This is a genomic window from Mycolicibacterium sp. XJ2546 (assembly GCF_053483195.1).
In genome coordinates, this window is the sequence record NZ_JBEFRW010000016.1 from 68,532 (window position 1) to 89,179 (window position 20,648).

Here is a 20,648-nt window from a genome sequence, read left to right on the forward strand (position 1 = left end):
TGGCTCGGGTACAGGAAACTGCATCACAGCGGTACCGTTGTCACCCTGTTACTCGAGAGGATCGGTGCGGAAGATGCTCCGACGACGATTTCGCGCGATGGCAGCGTTGGCCGCCCCGATCATCGCGCTCGCAACCCCCTTGGCGCCGGTAAGCGCCTCACCCGGCATCGTCGTGCATCCCGGGATGGAGATCCGCCAAGACAATACCGTGTGCACGCTGGGATTCGTGGATTTGCACGCGCGTGTCGCGTTCACCGCCGGGCACTGCCGGGGCAGCGGTCATGTCCGCGACCGCAACGGCAACTTCGTCGGCACCCAGGTGCAGTTCCGCGACAACACCCCCAACGGCGCCACCGTCGACACCAACCATCAGATCACCGACTGGCAGATCATCGGCCTGGGCCCCGACGTGGCGGTCAACAACGTCCTTCCCGGCGGACGGCTGCTGGTGTCGGATCCCGCCGTCGTGCCCACCCCGGGTCTGCCCGTCTGCCACTTCGGCGTCGTCACCGGGGAGAGCTGCGGAACCATCGAATCGGTCAACAACGGCTGGTTCACGATGGGCAACGGCGTCGTCAGCGGTAAGGGCGACTCCGGCGGACCCGTCTATGTGGTGACCCCGGATGGTCGGGCGGCGATCATCGGAATGTTCAACAGCACGTGGGGGCAGTTCCCCGCGGCGGTGTCGTGGCAGGTGACCAGCGCGCAGGCCCGCGAGGGGGTCATCTCCGCGGCGTCGAGCAACGCCGGACCGATGCCGTAACTTCATTAAGTATTAATTTATATAAGTCGTAGCTTTAGTTTGGGTGGGTGCACGCGTTCGACGTCTTGGGCGATCCGGTGCGCCGCCGCATCCTCGAACTGCTCGCCGACGGTGAAATGTCGGCGGGGGCCATCGGATCGGCGATCCAAAGTGAGTTCGCGATCACCCAGCCAGCGGTGTCGCAACATCTGAAAGTGCTGCGCGATAACGGGTTTACGTCGGTGCGGCCGGACGGTCAACGGCGACTCTATGCCGTCGACGGTGCGGGGCTGCGCGAAGTCCACGAGTGGCTGGAGGGGTTCCGCCGGTTCTGGACACCGCGACTGGATGCGTTGGCCACCGAGATCGCGCGCGGCAAACGGCAACGGCGAAAGAAGACGACATGATCGACGTCAACGTCGAGTACCAGATCAACGCGGTGCAGCGGACTTTCGGCGCCCGGACCATCGAATCCGGGCAGGCCCACGTCGCCACCATCAGCCAGACCTACGACACCGAGGCCGACGACCTCTGGAATGCGGTCACCGACATCGAACGCATACCGCGGTGGCTGATGCCGATCTCGGGTGACCTGCGGCTCGGCGGGTCCTACCAGCTGGAGGAGCAGGCCGGAGGCACCATCCTGACGTGTGACCCGCCGCGCAACTTCACCGCCACCTGGGAGTACGGCGGCGGCACCAGCTGGATCGACGTCACGGTCAGCAGCGAGGGACCGCACCGGGCGCGGTTGGTGATCGAGCACATCGCCCACGTGGACGACGACATCTCCCGTATGTACGGGCCGGGCGCCGTCGGCATGGGGTGGGATTCCATGGTGCTGGGGCTGGCGATCCATCTGCGCACGGGCGAATCCGTCGACCCGGCCGCTGGACAGCAGTGGCTGGGCACCGACGACGGCCGGCGCTTTCTGACGCTGTCCAGCGAGCGGTGGTACGACGCGAACGTAGCTCAGGGCGAAGACCCCGTCGCCGCGCGGGAGATGGCCGATCGCTGTCTCGCGGCCTACCTCGGCGAAGGCTGAACTAGAACACGTTCTAGCCAACGGTGCGGGGCGGCGATATCCTCGACGCGATGCTTGCCCAGACACCTGTCCAAGTCGCGTGGGTGACCCGGGATCTGGACGCCACCGAAGCGGCGCTGACCACGCTGCTCGGCGCCAAGAAGTGGATCCGCATGCCCAGCGTGCACTTCGCCCCCGATGCCTGCACCTACCGCGGCCGTCCCGCGGATTTCGTCGCCGCCATCTCGCTGAGCTACGCCGGGCACACCCAGCTGGAGATCATCGCGCCGGTTCGCGGGGACAGCATCTATACGGAGTTCCTCGACCGCGTCGGGCCGGGCTTGCATCACATCTGCGTGGAGGTCGACGACGTGGACGCGGCACTGGCCGAACGGGGCGCCGAGGCGGTGCAGCGCGGCGTGATGCCGGGCGGTATGGACTTCGCCTACATCGAAGCCCCCGGCGTGCCCTACCTCGAGATCGCCTACGTGCCCGACGAGATTCGCGCCTACTTCGACTACATCAAACAGGAGCAACAGTGAGCGAACTGGACATTCCCGACACCGTCGACGCGGCCGAGGTGGCGGCGTGGTCCGACGAGGTCGACGTCGTCGTCATCGGTTTCGGTATCGCCGGCGGCTGCGCGGCGGTCAGCGCGGCGGCCGCGGGCGCGTCGGTGCTGGTGCTGGAACGTGCGGCCGCAGCGGGCGGGACGACCTCGATGGCCGGCGGGCACTTCTATCTCGGCGGCGGCACCGCCGTGCAGCAGGCCACCGGGCACGGCGACAGCGCCGAGGAGATGTACAAGTACCTCGTCGCGATGTCGCGCGAGCCCGAGCACGACAAGATCCGCGCGTACTGCGAAGGCTCCGTCGAACACTTCAACTGGTTGGAGGACTTGGGGTTTCAGTTCGAGCGCAGCTACTACCCTGGCAAGGTCGTCGTCCCGCCGGGCACCGAAGGCCTGTCCTACACCGGCAACGAGAAGGTGTGGCCGTTCTGCGAACAAGCCAAACCGGCGCCGCGTGGCCACTCCGTGCCCGTACCGGGTGAGCTGGGCGGCGCCGCCATGGTCATCGACCTGCTGCTCAAGCGCGCCACCGACCTGGGCGTGCACATCCGCTACGAGACCGGGGTGACCAACCTCGTCGTCGACGACGGGTCGGTGGTCGGGGTGGCCTGGAAGCACTTCCGCGACACCGGCGCGGTCAGGGCCAAGTCGGTGATCATCGCCGCGGGCGGGTTCGCGATGAACCCCGAGATGGTCGCGCGCCACACCCCGGCGTTGGGCCAGCAGCGAAAAACCAAACACCACGGTGTGGTGGAGCCCTACATCCTGGGCAACCCGCACGACGATGGCCTGGGCATCCGGATGGGCGTCTCGGCGGGCGGCGTCGCCAAGAACCTGGACCAGCTGTTCATCACCGCAGCGGCCTATCCGCCGGAGATCCTGCTGACCGGCGTCATCGTCAACAAGGACGGTAAGCGGTTCGTCGCCGAGGACTCCTACCACTCACGGACATCGGCATTCGTGCTGGAGCAGCCCGAGCAGAAGGCCTACCTGGTCGTCGACGAAGCGCACATGCAGATGCCCGAGATGCCGCTGATCAAGTTTATCGACGGCTGGGAGACGATCGCCGAAATGGAAGCCGCGCTTGGCATTCCGGAAGGCAACCTGGCGGCCACCCTCGAGCGCTACAACGCCGACGCCGCCCGCGGTGAGGACCCCGACTTCCACAAACAGCCCGAATACCTTGCGGCCCAAGACACGGGGCCGTGGGCCGCGTTCGACCTGTCGCTGGGCGTGGCGATGTACTCGGGCTTCACGATGGGCGGTCTGGCGGTGTCGATCGACGGCGAGGTGCTGCGCGAGGACGGCAGCGTCGTGCCGGGGTTGTACGCGGCAGGCGCGTGCGCGTCCAACATCGCCCAAGACGGCAAGGGCTACGCCAGCGGCACGCAGTTGGGCGAGGGGTCGTTCTTCGGGCGGCGGGCGGGTGGACACGCAGCCCGGCGCGCGGGTGGGCACGCCGCCCGCGGCTAGACGGGTACCGGCTCGTCCTGGATGCGGCCGAGCCGCCACTCACCGTCGCCGAGCAGCTTGAGCTCGTGGGTGTGGTGCTGTTCCACGCTGCTGCGGTGGCTGACGGAAACCAGGATGGTGTCGGGCAGTTCGGTGCGCACGAGGTCATAGAGCAGGAACTCCAGGCCCTCGTCGAGCGCGGACGTGGACTCATCGAGGAAGACTGCCTTGGGTTTGGTCAACAGGATGCGGGCGAACGCGATCCGCTGCTGTTCGCCGGGGGAGAGCACCTTGGCCCAGTCGTCGACCTCGTCGAGGCGGTCCCCGAGATGCGACAGCGCGACCTTGGTCAGCGTGTGCCGCAACATCTCGTCGTCGATGCTGCCCACTTCGCTCGGGTAGCTCACCACCGTGCGCAGGTCACCGAGCGGCACGTAGGGCAGCTGCGAGAGGAACATCGTCTCGTTGGGTCCGCACGGGCGCGTCAGCGCCCCTGAGGTGAACGGCCACAACTGGGCCAGGCTGCGCAGCAGGGTGGTCTTGCCGCTGCCGGACGGCCCGGTGATTACCAACGTGTCGCCGACTTCCAGCCGCATGTCGAGCGGTTTGACCAGTTGCTTGCCGTCGGGCGTGCGGACCTCCACGTCGGCGAGTTCCACGGTGCCGTCGACGCACGGGTTGGTGATCAGCTCCGGCAGCGCCCGGCCCTCGTCGTTGGCCAGCACCAGGCCGTGCAGCCGGATGATCGCCGCCCGGTATCCGGCGAACTGGTCGTAGGCGTTGCGGAAGAACGACAGGCCCTGCTCGATATTGCCGAACGCCGCGGCGGTCTGTGTCATCGCGCCGAGGGTGATCTCGCCGGACAGAAACCGCGGAAACTGCAGCAGGTAGGGCGGCACCACGATGATCTGGTCCATCGAGAGGTTCCACCCGTAGAAGCCCATCATGCGGTTGATGTAGCGCTTGTAGTTCGACACCACGGGCGCGAAGAGCCGCCGCAGGCCCGCGCGTTCGGCGAGTTCGCCGCGGTAGAACGCGACAGCCTCAGCTGCGTCGCGCAACCGCACCAGCGCGTACCGGAACGCGGCGTTGTACTTCTCGTTGCGAAACGACAACCAGATGATGGGCCTGCCGATCCAGAACGCGAAGACCGACGCCAACAGCACGTAGGCCAGCAGGATCCAGAACATGGCCTTGGGCACGGCGATCCCGACCACCGGCAGCGTGAGCGTGCCGGACAGGTTCCACAGAATGGCGGTGAACGAGATCATCGAGGCGACGGCGTTGACCGCACCGAACAGCAGGGTGGCCGTCGAGGTGTTGTTGGGGGTGTTCGGCAGTCCGCCCACGCCGGCGGTGAAGATGTCGATGTCCTGCTGGATGCGCTGATCCGGGTTGTCGATCGTGTCGTCGATGAACCGGGTGCGGTAGTAGGCCTTGTCGTCGAGCCAGTCGGTGGTGAGGCGGTCGGTGAGCCACACCCGCCAGGCCAGCATGAACCGCTGGGTCATGAACAGGTCGAGCATGATCCGCGCGACGTGCAGCACCGCCAGGAGCGCGAAGACCAGCATCGACATCCAGAAGCCGGCCTCGCCGGAGTCCCGGACGGCGGCGTCGCCGGTGCCCAGGCCGGACGCCACCACCTGGAAGCTGGTCATCATGTCGTTGCCCTGATAGGTGAACAGCACCGAGAGCCGAACACCCACGATCACCGACAGCAGCAGGGCGGCCAGCCAGAGCCAGACCTTGACGCTTTCGGGGCCCTTGAAGTAGCCGCCGGTGATGCGCCAGAACTGGCGCCCCCACGTGGTGAATTTCGCGATGAGCACCACGACGATCAGCGTGGCGATCGCCGCCATCACCCAGGCGCGCGCGACCCAGACCAGCGAAGTCCACAGCTCGTGTCCCCAGTCCAGCGTCGGGACAAAACTTTCCATTCGGGCAAGGTACCTTTCCGAAACGCCGTCAGCGCTGCAGAGAGCTCAACTGCTCGCTGCGGCGTTCGCCGGCGAAGCTACCGCAGCGCGGCGAATGTCGCCTGCAAGTGGTTGACCACACCGTCGGCGTCGACGCGCGGTGCGGCAAGACCGAGGTAGCCATCGGGCCGCACGACGAACGCCGCTTCTGCGCCGGTTGCGTAGGCGCGGGCGAAGTCTCCGCCGGTGTCGCGGATCAGCGGCAACGTGGTGGCGGCGACGGCGGCTCCGGGCGCGGCGATCAGATACCCCCTGACCTGACCATGGGCGGCCCGGACCGCCTGGTCGACGACGCGCTCGAAACGCTCGAGGTCGCCGGCCCCGTGCTGCTCGCCGGCGTAGAGCAGCACGGTGTGGCCACGTCCGAACAGGGTGTACAGCCGCACAGGGGCGGTAACCGCGGCGCGGGTCAACCCGGCGACATCCGGTGCCCGGGTGCCCGCGCGGGGCCCAGACGTCGCGGGCCCGGCGGCTCCGGGCGACACGATCGGGCTGTCGGCGTAGTCGATGAGCAGTTGCGCCTCGCGGCGGATGACGAACCCGACATCGGTGGAATCGGCGCCGATACCGTCGCGTGCGCTTCGCACGGTTCGCCCCACCACCTCCTCGCCGACGGGCCGTCGCTCCGCGTCGTAGCTGCCGAGCAACTCCGGCGAGGCCTGCCCGGCGGCGGCGAGCGCCAACTTCCACGCCAGGTTGTGCGCGTCCTGGATGCCGGTGTTCATGCCCTGCGCACCGGTGGGCGGGTGGATGTGGGCCGCGTCGCCCGCGACGAACACTCGATCGCGGCCATAGGAGTCCACGATGCGGTGACTGATGCGAAACACCGAGGACCAGCGCAGGTTTCGCGCAGTCGTTGGCTCGGGAGACAGCCGATCGAGCACGGCCTGGATGTGGTGCAGTTCGGGCTTGCGGCCACCTTCGAAGCCGTGCGCCACGCCGTCGGGAGCAGCGGCGCTGAGCTCAGCGGGCACCAGCATGGACATCCGGTAGCGGTTGCGGCCCGGCAGTGGGATGCACACCAGCAGGTCGTCGGTGTTTCCGTCGGTCTGGCGCATCGACCGCACGCCGTAGCCGCGCGGCATCGACCAGTCCACCTCGACGTCGCCGAGCATGTACTGCTCGTCGAATGCCGCACCCTCAAACGTCAGGCCCAGGCCCTTGCGCACCGTGCTGTGGGCGCCGTCGGCGCCGACGAGAAAGCCCGCACGCAACGTCTCTTCGCCGCTGTCACCAGCCAGCGTCGCGGACACGCCGTCGGCGTCTTGGTCGAACCCGGTCAGCCGGACCCCGCGCTCAATCCGCCCACCGCAGGCGGTGAGTTCGGCGGCCAGCACCCGCTCGGTGGCGTACTGCGGAATCGCGATGAAACCGAACGGCACGTCGAGGGGCAATGTCAGGTCGAGCTGCGCGGCTTTCTCGCCGTTGACGTAGACGATCTGGCCGTGCATCGGGATCGCCGCGTCCAGGATGCGGTCGAGCACACCCATACTCTCGAATACTTCGAGTGTACGTGGTTGCACCCCAACGGCTTTCGCGTATTGCGGTGATTCGGACAGTGGATCGACGATGCGACAGTCCACACCGCGGCGGGTCAACTCGATCGCGGCGGTGAGACCGACAGGCCCCGCTCCGGCGATGAGCACTTGGGTTTTCCTGGGCCTCGGCACCCGGTGATTATGCTCCCGGTATGAGCACCGACGCTGCGGAGCCCGCCGCGGTGAACGCGGGCCACCTGATCGCCCGGCGGCTGCGGGCCAGCGGTATCGACACGATCTTCACGCTCTCCGGTGGCCATCTGTTCTCGATCTACGACGGCTGCCGCGCCGAGAACATCCGGCTGATCGACACTCGCCACGAGCAGACCGCGGCGTTCGCCGCGGAAGGCTGGTCCAAGGTCACCCGCGTGCCCGGTGTCGCGGCGCTGACCGCCGGGCCGGGCGTCACCAACGGCATGAGCGCGATGGCCGCCGCCCAGCAGAATCAGTCGCCGCTGGTGGTGCTGGGCGGACGGGCTCCGGCGTTACGGTGGGGCCAGGGTTCGCTGCAGGAGATCGACCACGTCCCGTTCGTGGCGCCGCTGGCCCGGTTCGCCGCGACCGCGGATTGCCCCGACGCCGTCGCGCCGCTGATCGATAAGGCGCTGCGCGCCGCCGTCGGCGCCCCCTCGGGCGTGGCGTTCGTCGACTTCCCGATGGATCACGTGTTCAGCGAGGCCCGCGACCACGGCGCACCCGGCGCGCTGACCGGTGCGCCTGCGGGCGCCGCGCCCGACGGCGATGCCGTCGACACCGCCGTGCGTCTGCTGTCGCAGGCGCAACGGCCCGTCATCATGGCAGGCACCAACGTCTGGTGGGGGCACGCCGAGACCGCACTGCGCGACCTCGCCGAGACGCTGCGGATCCCGGTCCTGATGAACGGTATGGCCCGCGGGAGCGTGCCCGCCGACCACGAGCTCGCGTTCTCCAGGGCCCGCTCAAAAGCGTTGGGGGAGGCCGATGTTGCGTTGGTGATCGGCGTACCGCTGGACTTTCGACTGGGCTTCGGCGGCGTGTTCGGCGCCGAGACCAAACTTGTGGTCGCCGACCGCGTCGCACCGCAGCGCCCGCATCCGCGCGAGGTGGCGGCCGGCCTGTACGGCGATCTGGGCCAGATCCTGGCCGCGTTGGCGGCGGCCACCCCGGCCGGACATGCGGACTGGATCGAACAGTTGCGCACGGTGGAGAGCGCCGCGCGGCAGGCCGAGACCGCCGACCTCGCCGACGACCGCGCACCACTTCACCCGATGCGGATCTACGCCGAATTGAAGGCGCTGCTGGATCGCGACGCCATCGTCGTCATCGACGCAGGCGATTTTGGCTCGTATGCGGGTCGGGTGATCGACAGCTACGTGCCGGGCGCCTGGCTGGACAGCGGGCCGTTCGGCTGTCTGGGCTCCGGCCCCGGGTACGCGCTGGCCGCCAAGCTGGCCCGGCCCGACAGGCAGGTGGTGCTGCTGCAGGGCGACGGCGCGTTCGGGTTCTCCGGTATGGAGTGGGACACGCTGATCCGCCACGGTGTCCAGGTGGTGTCGGTCATCGGCAACAACGGCATCTGGGCGCTGGAGAAGCATCCGATGGAGATGCTGTACGGGTACTCGGTGGTGGCCGATCTGCGGCCGGGCACCCGCTATGACGAGGTAGTCGCGGCGCTGGGCGGGCACGGTGAGTTGGTGTCGACGCCGGCCGAGCTGCGCCCGGCCCTGCAGCGCGCGTTCTCGGTGGGGGTTCCCGCGGTGGTCAATGCGCTGACCGATCCGGCAGTGGCCTACCCGCGCCGCTCGAACCTGGCCTGAGGCCGCAGGCTCACCGGCCGGTGAGCAGGGACGCGTACCGTATCTGTGTGGCTAAGACCAAGACCCGCACGACAGGTCGTGTCAGCAACCGGTTCTGGAAACTGCTCGGCGCGAGCACCGACCGGGACCAGGCGCAGTCGTTGGCGCAGGTGCGCAAATCGACCGAATTCGATGAGCGAGCAGCCGACCTCGACGCCGAACAACTGCGCAAGGCCGCCAAGTTGCTGAACCTCGAGGACCTGGCCGACTCGACCGACATCCCGCAGTTTCTGGCGATCACCCGCGAAGCCGCCGAGCGCACGACCGCGCTTCGCCCCTTCGACGTCCAGCTGCTCGGTGCGCTGCGGATGCTGGCAGGCGACGTGGTCGAGATGGCCACCGGCGAAGGCAAGACGCTCTCCGGTGCGATCGCCGCGGCCGGCTATGCGCTCGGCGGCAGGCGCGTGCACGTCATCACGATCAACGACTACCTCGCCCGCCGCGACGCCGAGTGGATGGGCCCGCTGCTGGAGGCGCTCGGGCTGACGGTCGGCTGGATCACGGAGAAGTCCACCGCCGAGGAGCGCCGCGCGGCCTACCGCTGCGACGTCACCTACGCCTCGGTGAACGAGGTCGGCTTCGACGTGCTGCGCGACCAGCTGGCCACCGATGTCGCCGACCTGGTGTCGCCGAACCCCGATGTGGCGCTGATCGACGAGGCCGACTCGGTGCTGGTCGACGAGGCGCTGGTGCCGCTGGTGCTGGCCGGAACCACCCACCGGGAGACGCCGAAGGTCGAAATCATCCAGATGGTGGGCGACCTCACCGCCGGCCTGGACTTCGACACCGACGACGACAACCGCAACGTGCACCTCACCGACGTCGGCGCCAGAAAGCTGGAGGCCAAGCTCGGCGGCATCGACCTGTACTCGGAGGAGCACGTCGGCAGCACGCTCACCGAGATCAACGTGGCGCTGCACGCGCACGTGCTGCTGCAGCGCGACGTGCACTACATCGTCCGCGACGGCGCCGTGCGCCTGATCAACGCCTCCCGCGGCCGCATCGCCCAGCTGCAACGCTGGCCCGACGGTCTGCAGGCCGCCGTCGAGGCCAAGGAGGGCATCGAAACCACCGAGACCGGTGAGGTGCTCGACACCATCACCGTGCAGGCGCTGATCAACCGGTACCCGAGGGTGTGCGGAATGACCGGCACCGCGCTCGCGGCCGGTGAGCAGCTGCGCCAGTTCTACAAGCTGGCCGTCTCCCCAATTGCGCCTAACACCCCCAACATTCGCCAGGACGAGCCCGACCGGGTGTACGCCACCCAGGCCGCCAAGAACGACGCCATCGTCGAGCACATCTCAGAAGTGCACAAAACCCGCCAACCCGTGCTGGTTGGCACCCACGACGTCGCCGAATCCGAGGATCTGCACCGGCAGCTGGTCAAGGCCGGCGTCGCCGCCGTGGTCCTCAACGCCAAGAACGACGCCGAGGAGGCCGCAGTGATCGCCGAGGCCGGCAAGCTCGGCAGCGTCACGGTGTCCACCCAAATGGCCGGCCGCGGCACCGACATCCGGCTCGGCGGATCCGACGCCGACGACCAATCGGACAAGAAGAAAGAGGTCGCCGAACTCGGCGGGCTGCACGTCGTCGGCACCGGCCGCCACCACACCGAGCGGCTGGACAACCAGCTGCGCGGCCGCGCGGGCCGCCAGGGCGACCCCGGATCGTCGGTGTTCTTCTCCAGCTGGGAAGACGACGTCGTCGTCGCCCATCTCGAGCCCAACAAGCTCCCGATGGACACCGACGACACCGGGCGCGTCGTCAGCCCCAAGGCCGCCACCCTGCTGGACAACGCGCAGCGCATCGCCGAGGGTCGGATGCTCGACATCCACGCGAACAACTGGCGCTACAACCAGCTGATCGCGCAGCAGCGCGGCATTATCGTCGAACGTCGAAACACGTTGCTGCGCACCGCGGTTGCTCGTGAGGAGCTCGAGGAACGGTCACCGAAGCGCTACGCCGAACTGGTCGAGAACCTCGGTGCGGAGAAACTGGAGAAGATCTGCCGGCTGATCATGCTGTATCACCTGGACCGGGGCTGGGCCGACCACCTGGCGTACCTGTCCGATATCCGCGAGAGCATCCACCTGCGCGCCCTGGGTAACCAGACGCCGATCGACGAGTTTCACCGGATGGCCGTCGACGCGTTCGCCTCGCTGGCCGCCGACGCGATCGAGGCCGCCCAGCAGACATTCGAGACCGCGCAGTCCATCGAAGACGAACCCGGCGTGGACTTGTCCAAACTGGCGCGGCCCACCTCGACGTGGACCTACATGGTCCACGACAATCCGCTCGCCGACGACTCGCTCTCTGCGCTTAGCCTGCCCGGGGTGTTCCGCTAGGTTTAGCCCATGACCGAGGCGCATGGCCAGGCGCCTTCGCCGCCGGATGCCACAGGTACCGCCCGCGACCGGGTGCTGACCGTTCCCAACGTGCTGAGCGCGGTGCGCTTGGCGCTGGTGCCGGTGTTTCTCTGGCTGCTGCTGGCCGCCGACGCCACCGCCTGGGCGGTGGGCGTGCTGATGTTCAGCGGGTTCTCCGACTGGGCCGACGGCAAGATCGCCCGGCTCGTCGACAACCAGTCGTCGCGGCTGGGGGAGTTGCTCGATCCGACGGTCGACCGCATCTACATGCTGGTGGTCCCGGTGGCGATGGCGTTTCACGGCTCGCTGGCGTGGTGGATCGTGGCGACCTTGCTCGTCCGAGACGCCGCGCTGGCCGCGACGCTGCCGTCGCTGCGCGCCCGCGGGCTCACGGCCCTGCCGGTGACCTACATCGGCAAGGCAGCCACGTTCGCGTTGATGTCGGGGCTGCCGCTGATCCTGTTGGGGCAGTGGGATGCGTTGTGGAGCCGCGTGATCCTGGCCTGCGGATGGGGGTTTCTGATCTGGGGGCTGGCCATGTATGTGTGGTCAGGTGTGCTGTATCTGTTGCAGGTGGGCCTGGTGATCCGCCGCATGCCCAAGGTGTCGCGATGACCCAGAGCTTCCGCAACTCGCTGGGCGGATACGACCCGAACGCCGGCCGCAGCGCGCACGCGGCCGACAAGCCGACGTTGATCCCGGTGCCGTCGCTGCTGCGGTCGTTGCTGACCGAACATCTCGACCCCGGTTACGCCGCCGCCGCGCAGGCCAAGGCGACGGGTAAGCGCCGACCGCGCTGGCAGAACTGGGCCTGGCAGCTGTGCGGGGCGCTGCTGATCGCCGTCGTGTTCGCCACCGCGATGGCCCAGGCCCGCAGCACCGCCACCGGCGTCCGCGAAACTCAACACGCGCTGGCGGGCAGCGTGCGCTCGGCGGAGTCCGCGACTTCCGATCTGGCCGCGCGCCGCGACGCGTTGGCCGCGCAGGTCGGCGCCGAACGCCGCAGCCGCCTCGAAGGCGACGCCCACGGCCAACAGCTGTTGGACGAGCTCGACGACGCGGACTTCGCCGCGGCCGCCACCGGGGTGATCGGCCCTGGCCTGACGATCACGGTCACCGATCCGGGCGTCTCGCAGAACCTCACCGACGTTTCCAAACAACGGCTGCCCGGAAGCCAGCAGGTGATCCTGGACCGCGATCTGCAGCTGCTGGTCAACTCGCTGTGGGCCAGCGGCGCGGAGGCGGTGTCGGTGGGCGGCGTGCGGGTCGGGCCCAACGTCACCGTCCGGCAGGCCGGGGGCGGCATCCTGGTGGACAATCAGCCGATCGTCAGCCCGTACGTCATCCTGGCGGTCGGACCGCCCAACACGATGAAGGACATCTTCGAACGCAGCCCCGGCCTCCAGCGGCTTCGGCTGCTCGAGATCTCCTACGGGGTGGGCGTGCAGGTCAGCGCCACCGACACCGTCACGGTGCCCGCCGGTTCGGTACGAGAAATCAACTTCGCCAAGCAGATTGGTCAGTAACCACGCATGATCGGAATCGCCGCACTCGTCATCGGCATCGTGCTCGGGTTGGTGTTTCAGCCCGACGTCCCCGAGTTCGTCCAGCCCTACCTGCCGATCGCCGTGGTGGCCGCGCTGGATGCGGTGTTCGGCGGGTTGCGCGCCTACCTCGAACGCATCTTCGACGCCAAGGTGTTCGTGGTGTCCTTCGTGTTCAACGTGCTGGTGGCCGCGCTGATCGTCTACCTCGGCGACCAACTCGGGGTGGGCACCCAGCTGTCCACGGCGATCATCGTGGTGCTCGGGATACGGATCTTCGGTAACGCCGCCGCATTGCGGCGCAGATTGTTCGGGGCGTAGTCCATGAACCAGCATCCACCGGAGCACACGCCGGAGCCAGACCGCCCCGACGACACCGCAATTCGCGCCGGGGGCAAACACCAGTTGCCGCCCGACGAACCGTCGCAACCGGTCGACGGCGCACGGCGGCGGCGATCACAAGTGGTGTTCGGCACATTGGCGGTGTTGTTGTGTCTGCTGCTCGGCGTCGCGATCGTCACGCAGGTGCGGCAGACCGAATCCGGGGACTCCCTGGAGACCGCGCGACCGGCCGATCTGCTGGTGCTCCTCGACTCGCTGCAGCAACGTGAGGCGGCACTGAACACCGAGGTCGCCGAACTGCAGCGCACGCTGGTCGAACTGGAGGCGTCGGGCACCAGCGACCAGGCGGCCATCGAGAACGCCCAGGCCCGGCTGGCCGCGTTGTCGATCATGATCGGTACGGTGCCGGCGACCGGGCCGGGTATGACGTTGACCATCGCCGACACCGCGCCGGGCGTGCCCGCCGAGACGCTGCTGGACGTCATCAACGAACTGCGCAACGCCGGCGCCGAGGCCATGGAGATCCAGGGGCGAGGGGACTCCCAACAAACCTCAGTGCGGGTGGGTGTCGACACCTGGGTGGCGGGCGCACCCGGCGCGCTGGTCATCGACAACGTCACCTTGCACCCGCCGTATACGGTTGTGGCGATTGGTGATCCGCCGACGTTGGCGGCGGCGATGAACATTCCGGGCGGCGCGAAGGACAGCATCGAGCGGGTGGGCGGCACCACGACGGTGCAGCAGGCCGACCGGGTCGATGTGACCGCCTTGCGGCAACCGAAACCCCGCCAATACGCTCAGCCGGTTAAATGAGGTCAAGGCAGTGAGTGAAAAATTAGGAGCGCAGTGAGCGATATCCCAGCCGACCTGAAGTACACCGAGGAACACGAGTGGGTGCTGCGCACCGGCGACGACACCGTGCGCGTCGGCATCACCGACTACGCCCAGTCCGCGCTGGGTGATGTGGTGTTCGTGCAGCTGCCCGACGTCGGTGCCGACGTGACCGCGGGCGAGTCCTTCGGCGAGGTGGAGTCGACCAAGTCGGTTTCGGATCTCTACGCCCCGGTCAGCGCGAAAGTCGTTGCCGTCAACGGCGATCTGGAGGGTAATCCGCAGCTGGTCAACTCCGACCCCTACGGTGAGGGCTGGCTGGTCGACCTGCAGGTGGACCCGTCGGCGGCAGAGGACGCACTGGGCGGGCTTCTTGATGCCGACGGCTACCGCGCCGCAGTGACCGAATGACGGTTGTTAGGGTTTTGCACACCGGACGTCGATCTCGCGGCGGATCCGGCGGTGGTGGGCACAATGACGTCTACTGCGCGGTACGGTCGATATCAGACGCACTACGGCTGGGGCTCGGCCCTGTATCGCCACAGCAGCCAGTAAGGAGCAGCGGGTGACGGATAAGGACAAGAACTCTGGGGCTGATCAGGCGTCTGACGAAGTCACCGTGGAAACGACATCGGTCTTCCGCGCCGACTTCCTCAACGAACTGGACGCCCCGGCGGCGGCCGGCGCCGAGGGTGCCGTCTCCGGTGTCGAGGGCTTGCCCGTCGGCTCGGCGTTGCTCGTCGTCAAACGCGGACCCAACGCCGGCTCGCGGTTCCTGCTCGACCAGCCCACGACCTCCGCGGGCCGCCACCCCGACAGCGACATCTTCCTCGACGACGTCACGGTGAGCCGCCGCCACGCCGAGTTCCGGTTGGAAAGCGGCGAGTTCCAGGTCGTCGACGTCGGCAGCCTCAACGGCACCTACGTCAACCGCGAACCGGTGGACTCCGCGGTGCTGGCCAACGGTGACGAGGTCCAGATCGGCAAGTTCCGGCTGGTCTTCCTCACCGGTCCCAAGAGCGACGACAGCGGCCCAGGCACCTAAGTGACGGCGCCCGACACTCCCGCGCTCACTGGGATGTCGATCGGAGCGGTCCTTGATCTGCTGCGACCGGACTTCCCGGACGTGACGATTTCCAAGATCCGGTTCTTGGAGGCCGAAGGGCTGGTCACCCCAGAGCGCACCGCGTCGGGTTATCGCCGGTTCACCGCCTACGACTGCGCTCGCCTGCGGTTCATCCTGACCGCCCAGCGGGACCAATACCTGCCGTTGAAGGTCATCAAGGCCCAGCTCGACGCGCAGCCCGACGGTGAGCTGCCCCCGCAGATCGGATCTGCTTACGGCGTACCGCGTTTGGTGCCGGTGTCCGGCGACGACGCGACCGACCTGTCGGTCGCGCACGTCAGCACCGCGGCCTCGGTGGCCCCGACGCAGGTGCGGTTGTCGCGGGAGGATCTGTTGTCGCGTTCGGGTGTGGACGAGGAAATGTTGACCGCCTTGGTGAAGTCCGGCGTGATCACCACCGGACCCGCCGGCTTCTTCGACGAACATTCGGTGGTGATCGCCCAGTGCGCCCATGCCCTGGCCGAATACGGCGTGGAACCGCGCCATCTGCGGGCGTTCCGCTCGGCGGCCGACCGCCAGTCCGACCTGATCGCCCAGATCGCCGGGCCGGTGGCCAAGGCGGGTAAGGCGGGCGCGCGGGAGCGCGGCAACGATCTCGCCCGCGAGGTGGCCGCGCTGGCGATCATGCTGCACACGTCGCTGATCAAGTCGGCTGTACGCGACGTTCTGGATCGCTGAGGATTAGACTCGTTTTGGACGGCTTCTTGGTGCGGAAGGCAGGCACAGATGGGTGAGGTGCGTGTGGTCGGCATTCGCGTGGAGCAGCCACAGAACCAGCCGGTTTTGCTGCTCCGCGAATCGAACGGTGACCGCTATCTGCCGATCTGGATCGGCCAGTCAGAGGCGGCGGCGATCGCGCTCGAGCAGCAGGGCGTGGAACCGGCCCGGCCGCTGACCCACGATCTGATCCGAGATCTCATTGGTGCGCTTGGCCATTCGCTCAAAGAAGTGCGGATCGTCGACCTGCAGGAAGGCACGTTCTACGCGGACCTGATCTTCGACCGGGATATCAAGGTGTCGGCGCGGCCGTCGGACTCGGTGGCGATCGCGTTGCGCGTCGGTGTGCCGATATACGTCGAGGAGGCGGTGCTTGCCGAGGCCGGGCTACTGATTCCCGACGAGAGCGACGACGAAGCGGCCGGCGCGGTCCGCGAGGACGAGGTCGAGAAGTTCAAGGAGTTTCTCGACAGCGTGTCACCCGACGACTTCAAGGCGACCTAGACGCCGACTGGCGGGTGCGCCCACGACGTTTGTCACGGTAGCGTCTCGTCGCCGTCGACACGCGGTGCGGGTTTCCGGCTGGCGGCAAGCGGGCAGCCATACTTTGACGTGCCGGACCACTGATGGGCAGTCGCGGGCCCGGCGGAAAGCGTATGCTCGACACACTCGGGCTCGGCAAATGTGCGCCCCATGCGGGACTACGGAGCCGGTTCGATCGGCGAGAGGATTTCGGAAGTGGGAGACACGCCACGTCAAGAGCAGTTGGACCTGACCTCTGCTAGCGGCCCCGCGGAATCGGAAGTGACGGCACCCAGCGAGCCCGTGCAGGCAGGACTTTTCCCGGACGACTCCGTACCCGACGAACTGGTCGGCTACCGCGGGCCCAGCGCCTGCCAGATTGCCGGCATCACCTACCGCCAGCTGGACTACTGGGCACGCACCTCGCTGGTCGTGCCGTCGATCCGCAGCGCGGCGGGTTCGGGCAGCCAACGGCTGTACTCGTTCAAGGACATCCTGGTCCTCAAGATCGTCAAACGGCTGCTCGACACCGGCATCTCGCTGCACAACATCCGCGTCGCCGTCGACCATCTGCGCCAGCGCGGCGTGCGGGATCTGGCCAACATCACGCTGTTTTCCGACGGCACCACGGTTTACGAGTGCACGTCGGCCGAAGAAGTCGTCGACCTGCTGCAGGGCGGCCAAGGGGTGTTCGGCATCGCCGTCTCCGGTGCGATGCGCGAGCTGACCGGTGCGATCGCCGATTTCCCGGGCGAGCGCGCCGACGGCGGCGAGTCCATCGCCGCCCCCGAGGACGAGCTGGCGTCGCGGCGCAAGCACCGCGACCGCAAGATCGGCTGACGTTCCGCCGCTAGTCCGCCGCCCCAGGGCCGTCGCGGTAAACTCGTCACCGCATCGCCCTTGTGCGGGAGAGTTCCGTGGCAACCAGCCACGGACGCCGAAGGAGCAATACCTCTCCGTCAACCTCTCAGGCACCCAGGACCGCACGAGACCCCGATGCCTCTGGAAAGCGGTGAGCGCGCGCCCACCCGCCCATGGGGAAAGGTGTTGTCCCGATTTGTCGGAGCGGCGCCGAATCTCTCAGGCACCCGGACCGGGTTGACGACAGAGGGAGAGGAACCCAGCGGTTCTCAACCTTCATGTGTCTGGAGTACTCGCCAGTGTTCGATCATCACCAGCCCACCTTCGCCGACCGCCATATCGGCCCCGACGCCGACGAGGTCGCGACCATACTCGAGACCATCGGCGTGGCGTCCCTCGACGAACTCGCCGACAAGGCAGTGCCCGGCGGGATCCTCGACGCGGTCGCCTCCGACGGGCGCGCGCCCGGGCTGGATCAGCTGATGCCGGCCGCCACCGAGGATGAGGCGCTCGCCGAACTGCGCACGATGGCCGACACCAACACCGTCGCGGTGTCGATGATCGGGCAGGGCTACTTCGACACGCTGACACCGCCGGTCTTGCGGCGCAACATCATTGAAAACCCGGCCTGGTACACCGCCTATACGCCGTACCAGCCCGAGATCAGCCAGGGCCGGCTGGAGGCGCTGCTGAACTTCCAGACCATGGTCACCGACCTCACCGGCCTGGAGGTGGCCAATGCGTCGATGCTCGACGAGGGCACCGCGGCCGCGGAGGCGATGACGCTGATGCACCGGGCGGTCAAGGGCCCGTCGAACCGGCTGGCCGTGGACGTCGACGTGTACCGCCAGACCGCCGCGGTGCTGGCCACCCGCGCCGAGCCGCTCGGTATCCAGATCGTCACCGCCGACCTGCGCCAGGGGCTGCCCGACGGCGAGTTCTTCGGCGTGATCACGCAGCTGCCCGGCGCCAGCGGCGCCGTCGTCGACTGGACCGAGTTGGTGGTGCAGGCCCACGAGCGGGGCGCGCTGGTCGCGATCGGCGCCGACCTGCTGGCGCTGACCTTGCTCACCCCGCCCGGTGAGCTCGGCGCCGACGTCGCGTTCGGCACCACGCAACGGTTCGGGGTTCCGATGGGCTTCGGCGGCCCGCACGCCGGCTACCTGGCCGTGCGCAGCAAGCAGGCCCGCCAGCTGCCCGGCCGGCTGGTCGGGGTGTCCGTGGACGCCGACGGGTCGCCGGCCTACCGGCTGGCGCTGCAAACCCGCGAACAGCACATCCGCCGGGACAAGGCGACAAGCAACATCTGCACCGCGCAGGTGCTGCTGGCGGTGCTGGCCGCGATGTATGCCAGCTATCACGGCGCCGACGGGCTGACCGGCATCGCCCGCCGGGTGCACGACCGGGCCCGCGCGCTGGCCGCCGGGCTCGCCGCCGCCGACGTCGAAGTGGTGCACGACGCATTCTTCGACACGGTGCTGGCCCGGGTGCCCGGCCGTGCCACCGAGATCCGCGACAAGGCCAAGGCCCGCGGTATCAACGTGTGGCGCGTCGACGACGACCACGTGTCGGTGGCCTGCGACGAGGCCACCACCGCGTCGCACCTGGATGCGGTGCTGTCGGCGTTCGGCGCCGCCCCGGCGCAGGCAGCGTTCGACGGTCCGTCGATCGCGTCGCGCACGTCGGCGTTTCTGACCCATCCGGCGTTCACCCGCTACCGCACCGAAACCGAGATGATGCGTTACCTGCGGTCGCTGGCGGATAAAGATATCGCGTTGGACCGCAGCATGATTCCGCTCGGATCATGCACCATGAAGCTCAACGCGGCCGCGGAGATGGAGCCGATCACCTGGCCGGAGTTCGGCCGTCAGCATCCGTTCGCGCCGGCCGCCGACACGCCCGGGTTGCGCAAGCTGATCGCCGACCTGGAGCGGTGGTTGACCGACATCACCGGCTATGACGCGGTGTCGCTGCAGCCCAACGCCGGCTCGCAGGGGGAGTACGCCGGTCTGCTGGCGATCCAGGCCTACCACGCCGAACGCGGCGAGGCGAAGCGCGACGTCTGCCTGATCCCGTCGAGCGCGCACGGCACCAACGCGGCGTCGGCGGCGCTGGCGGGGATGCGGGTCGTGGTGGTGGGCTGCCGCGACAACGGTGACGTCGACCTCGACGATCTGCGCGCCAAGGTGTCCGAGCATGCAGACCGGTTGTCGGCGTTGATGATCACCTACCCGTCGACGCACGGGGTGTACGAACACGACATCACCGACATCTGCGCGGCCGTGCATGACGCCGGCGGTCAGGTGTACGTCGACGGCGCCAACCTCAACGCGCTGGTCGGGTTGGCCCGACCCGGCCGGTTCGGCGGCGACGTCAGCCACCTCAACCTGCACAAGACGTTCTGCATCCCCCACGGTGGCGGTGGGCCGGGCGTCGGCCCGGTCGCGGTGCGCTCACATCTGGCCAAGTACCTGCCCGGTCACCCGCTGGCCGATGACCTACCCGATGCGCACACCGTGTCGGCGGCGCCGTACGGATCGGCATCGATTTTGCCGATCACCTGGGCCTACGTCCGGATGATGGGCGCGGTCGGGTTGCGGGCGGCCTCGCTGACGGCGATCGCCGCCGCCAACTACATCGCCCGCCGCCTCGACGAGTACTACCCGGTGCTCTATACCGGCAAGAACGGCATGGTCGCCCACGAGTGCATCCTGGATTTGCGCGCGATCACCAAGCAGACCGGCGTCACCGTCGATGATGTGGCAAAACGGTTGGCCGACTACGGTTTCCACGCCCCCACCATGAGTTTCCCGGTGGCGGGCACGCTGATGGTCGAACCGACCGAAAGCGAGAGCCTGGCCGAGATCGACACGTTCTGCGAGGCGATGATCGCGATCCGCGCAGAGATCGACAACGTCGGCAACGGCACCTGGGCTGCCGACGACAACCCGCTGCGCAATGCCCCGCACACCGCGGAGTGCCTGCTCGTCGAACAGTGGGACCATCCCTACACCCGCGAGCAGGCCGCCTACCCGCTCGGCAAGAGCTACCGGCCCAAGGTGTGGCCGCCGGTGCGCCGCATCGACGGCGCGTACGGGGACCGCAACCTGATGTGCTCGTGCCCGCCGGTCGAAGCGTTCGCGTAACGCATCTCTGGCGCCGAGTGTGTGCTCGATACACGCTCCGGGCGCAAAAAGCGTGTTG

At 68.1% G+C, this 20,648-nt stretch carries 19 protein-coding genes and 2 riboswitches; of the genes, 17 read left to right on the forward strand and 2 right to left on the reverse strand.

What is annotated here, in order from left to right; genetic code table 11:
• Positions 1-73 precede the first annotated feature (73 nt).
• Genes ABQE44_RS21410 through ABQE44_RS21430 form a run of 5 tightly spaced genes read left to right on the forward strand, consistent with a single transcriptional unit; the run spans position 74 to position 3,807 of the window.
• Positions 74-763 (forward strand): Rv1815 family serine proteinase, encoded by a 690-nt coding sequence (locus tag ABQE44_RS21410; RefSeq protein ID WP_448431803.1) that lies wholly within the window; start codon positions 74-76, stop codon positions 761-763.
• 47 nt (positions 764-810) lie between these two features.
• The gene (locus tag ABQE44_RS21415; protein ID WP_448394004.1) at positions 811-1,149 is read left to right on the forward strand and encodes an ArsR/SmtB family transcription factor; all 339 of its coding nucleotides are present in this window, start codon (positions 811-813) and stop codon (positions 1,147-1,149) included.
• A complete protein-coding gene (locus tag ABQE44_RS21420; RefSeq protein WP_448431805.1) occupies positions 1,146-1,784 on the forward strand; it encodes an SRPBCC family protein in 639 nt (212 codons plus the stop codon). Before ABQE44_RS21415 ends, ABQE44_RS21420 begins: the two co-directional genes overlap by 4 nt.
• 50 nt (positions 1,785-1,834) lie before the next feature.
• Complete coding sequence (locus ABQE44_RS21425) at positions 1,835-2,305, forward strand: VOC family protein (protein ID WP_448431807.1); 471 nt, start codon at positions 1,835-1,837, stop codon at positions 2,303-2,305.
• On the forward strand, positions 2,302-3,807 hold the full coding sequence (locus tag ABQE44_RS21430) for an FAD-binding protein (RefSeq protein ID WP_448394001.1): 1,506 nt from the start codon (positions 2,302-2,304) through the stop codon (positions 3,805-3,807). Before ABQE44_RS21425 ends, ABQE44_RS21430 begins: the two co-directional genes overlap by 4 nt.
• Here ABQE44_RS21430 and ABQE44_RS21435 read toward each other — a convergent pair.
• Both ABQE44_RS21435 and ABQE44_RS21440 read right to left on the reverse strand, forming a co-directional pair.
• Positions 3,804-5,723, reverse strand: coding sequence for an ABC transporter ATP-binding protein/permease (locus tag ABQE44_RS21435; protein ID WP_448394000.1), 1,920 nt, complete (start codon positions 5,721-5,723; stop codon positions 3,804-3,806). The genes ABQE44_RS21430 and ABQE44_RS21435 overlap by 4 nt on opposite strands.
• 77 nt (positions 5,724-5,800) lie before the next feature.
• On the reverse strand, positions 5,801-7,432 hold the full coding sequence (locus tag ABQE44_RS21440) for an FAD-dependent monooxygenase (protein ID WP_448431809.1): 1,632 nt from the start codon (positions 7,430-7,432) through the stop codon (positions 5,801-5,803).
• Positions 7,433-7,452: 20 nt separating this feature from the next.
• Between ABQE44_RS21440 and ABQE44_RS21445 the strand changes: the two genes are divergently transcribed.
• The 12 genes from ABQE44_RS21445 to gcvP all read left to right on the forward strand — a co-directional run bounded on the left by ABQE44_RS21445 (position 7,453) and on the right by gcvP (position 20,590).
• A complete protein-coding gene (locus ABQE44_RS21445) occupies positions 7,453-9,096 on the forward strand; it encodes an acetolactate synthase (protein WP_448431811.1) in 1,644 nt (547 codons plus the stop codon).
• 47 nt (positions 9,097-9,143) lie between these two features.
• Entirely contained in the window at positions 9,144-11,480 is a 2,337-nt protein-coding gene (gene secA2, locus ABQE44_RS21450; protein WP_448393997.1) for an accessory Sec system translocase SecA2, read from the forward strand.
• 9 nt (positions 11,481-11,489) lie between these two features.
• Positions 11,490-12,116 carry a CDP-alcohol phosphatidyltransferase family protein gene (locus ABQE44_RS21455; protein ID WP_448431813.1) on the forward strand — a complete coding sequence of 209 codons (627 nt, stop codon included), beginning with the start codon at positions 11,490-11,492 and terminating at the stop codon, positions 12,114-12,116.
• On the forward strand, positions 12,113-13,027 hold the full coding sequence (locus tag ABQE44_RS21460; RefSeq protein WP_448393995.1) for a DUF881 domain-containing protein: 915 nt from the start codon (positions 12,113-12,115) through the stop codon (positions 13,025-13,027). Before ABQE44_RS21455 ends, ABQE44_RS21460 begins: the two co-directional genes overlap by 4 nt.
• A 6-nt stretch (positions 13,028-13,033) precedes the next feature.
• Positions 13,034-13,366 (forward strand): small basic family protein, encoded by a 333-nt coding sequence (locus tag ABQE44_RS21465; protein WP_069404734.1) that lies wholly within the window; start codon positions 13,034-13,036, stop codon positions 13,364-13,366.
• Positions 13,367-13,369: 3 nt separating this feature from the next.
• Positions 13,370-14,200: a DUF881 domain-containing protein gene (locus ABQE44_RS21470; protein ID WP_448393994.1), complete on the forward strand. Its 831-nt coding sequence runs from the start codon at positions 13,370-13,372 to the stop codon at positions 14,198-14,200.
• Positions 14,201-14,233: 33 nt separating this feature from the next.
• Complete coding sequence (gene gcvH / locus ABQE44_RS21475; protein WP_448393993.1) at positions 14,234-14,629, forward strand: glycine cleavage system protein GcvH; 396 nt, start codon at positions 14,234-14,236, stop codon at positions 14,627-14,629.
• A 154-nt stretch (positions 14,630-14,783) separates the two neighbouring features.
• The gene (garA, locus tag ABQE44_RS21480) at positions 14,784-15,263 is read left to right on the forward strand and encodes a glycogen accumulation regulator GarA (protein WP_448393992.1); all 480 of its coding nucleotides are present in this window, start codon (positions 14,784-14,786) and stop codon (positions 15,261-15,263) included.
• A complete protein-coding gene (gene ftsR, locus ABQE44_RS21485) occupies positions 15,264-16,022 on the forward strand; it encodes a transcriptional regulator FtsR (RefSeq protein ID WP_448431815.1) in 759 nt (252 codons plus the stop codon).
• A gap of 48 nt (positions 16,023-16,070) precedes the next feature.
• The gene (locus ABQE44_RS21490) at positions 16,071-16,565 is read left to right on the forward strand and encodes a bifunctional nuclease family protein (RefSeq protein ID WP_448393990.1); all 495 of its coding nucleotides are present in this window, start codon (positions 16,071-16,073) and stop codon (positions 16,563-16,565) included.
• A gap of 234 nt (positions 16,566-16,799) precedes the next feature.
• The gene (locus ABQE44_RS21495) at positions 16,800-17,423 is read left to right on the forward strand and encodes a MerR family transcriptional regulator (protein ID WP_448394086.1); all 624 of its coding nucleotides are present in this window, start codon (positions 16,800-16,802) and stop codon (positions 17,421-17,423) included.
• 55 nt (positions 17,424-17,478) lie between these two features.
• Positions 17,479-17,577: riboswitch (glycine riboswitch) on the forward strand.
• Positions 17,578-17,689: riboswitch (glycine riboswitch) on the forward strand. It abuts the riboswitch before it with no gap.
• A gap of 54 nt (positions 17,690-17,743) precedes the next feature.
• Positions 17,744-20,590 (forward strand): aminomethyl-transferring glycine dehydrogenase, encoded by a 2,847-nt coding sequence (gcvP, locus tag ABQE44_RS21500; RefSeq protein WP_448431817.1) that lies wholly within the window; start codon positions 17,744-17,746, stop codon positions 20,588-20,590.
• Positions 20,591-20,648 lie beyond the last annotated feature (58 nt).

Coding starts and splice junctions, on each gene's coding strand:
- ABQE44_RS21420 (WP_448431805.1), top strand. CDS start 1,146: ATGATCGACGTCAACGTCGAGTACCAGATCAACGCGGTGCAGCGGACT.
- ABQE44_RS21465 (WP_069404734.1), top strand. CDS start 13,034: ATGATCGGAATCGCCGCACTCGTCATCGGCATCGTGCTCGGGTTGGTG.
- ABQE44_RS21490 (WP_448393990.1), top strand. CDS start 16,071: ATGGGTGAGGTGCGTGTGGTCGGCATTCGCGTGGAGCAGCCACAGAAC.
- ABQE44_RS21445 (WP_448431811.1), top strand. CDS start 7,453: ATGAGCACCGACGCTGCGGAGCCCGCCGCGGTGAACGCGGGCCACCTG.
- ABQE44_RS21425 (WP_448431807.1), top strand. CDS start 1,835: ATGCTTGCCCAGACACCTGTCCAAGTCGCGTGGGTGACCCGGGATCTG.
- ABQE44_RS21455 (WP_448431813.1), top strand. CDS start 11,490: ATGACCGAGGCGCATGGCCAGGCGCCTTCGCCGCCGGATGCCACAGGT.
- ABQE44_RS21470 (WP_448393994.1), top strand. CDS start 13,370: ATGAACCAGCATCCACCGGAGCACACGCCGGAGCCAGACCGCCCCGAC.
- ABQE44_RS21460 (WP_448393995.1), top strand. CDS start 12,113: ATGACCCAGAGCTTCCGCAACTCGCTGGGCGGATACGACCCGAACGCC.
- ABQE44_RS21410 (WP_448431803.1), top strand. CDS start 74: ATGCTCCGACGACGATTTCGCGCGATGGCAGCGTTGGCCGCCCCGATC.
- ABQE44_RS21435 (WP_448394000.1), bottom strand. CDS start 5,723: ATGGAAAGTTTTGTCCCGACGCTGGACTGGGGACACGAGCTGTGGACT.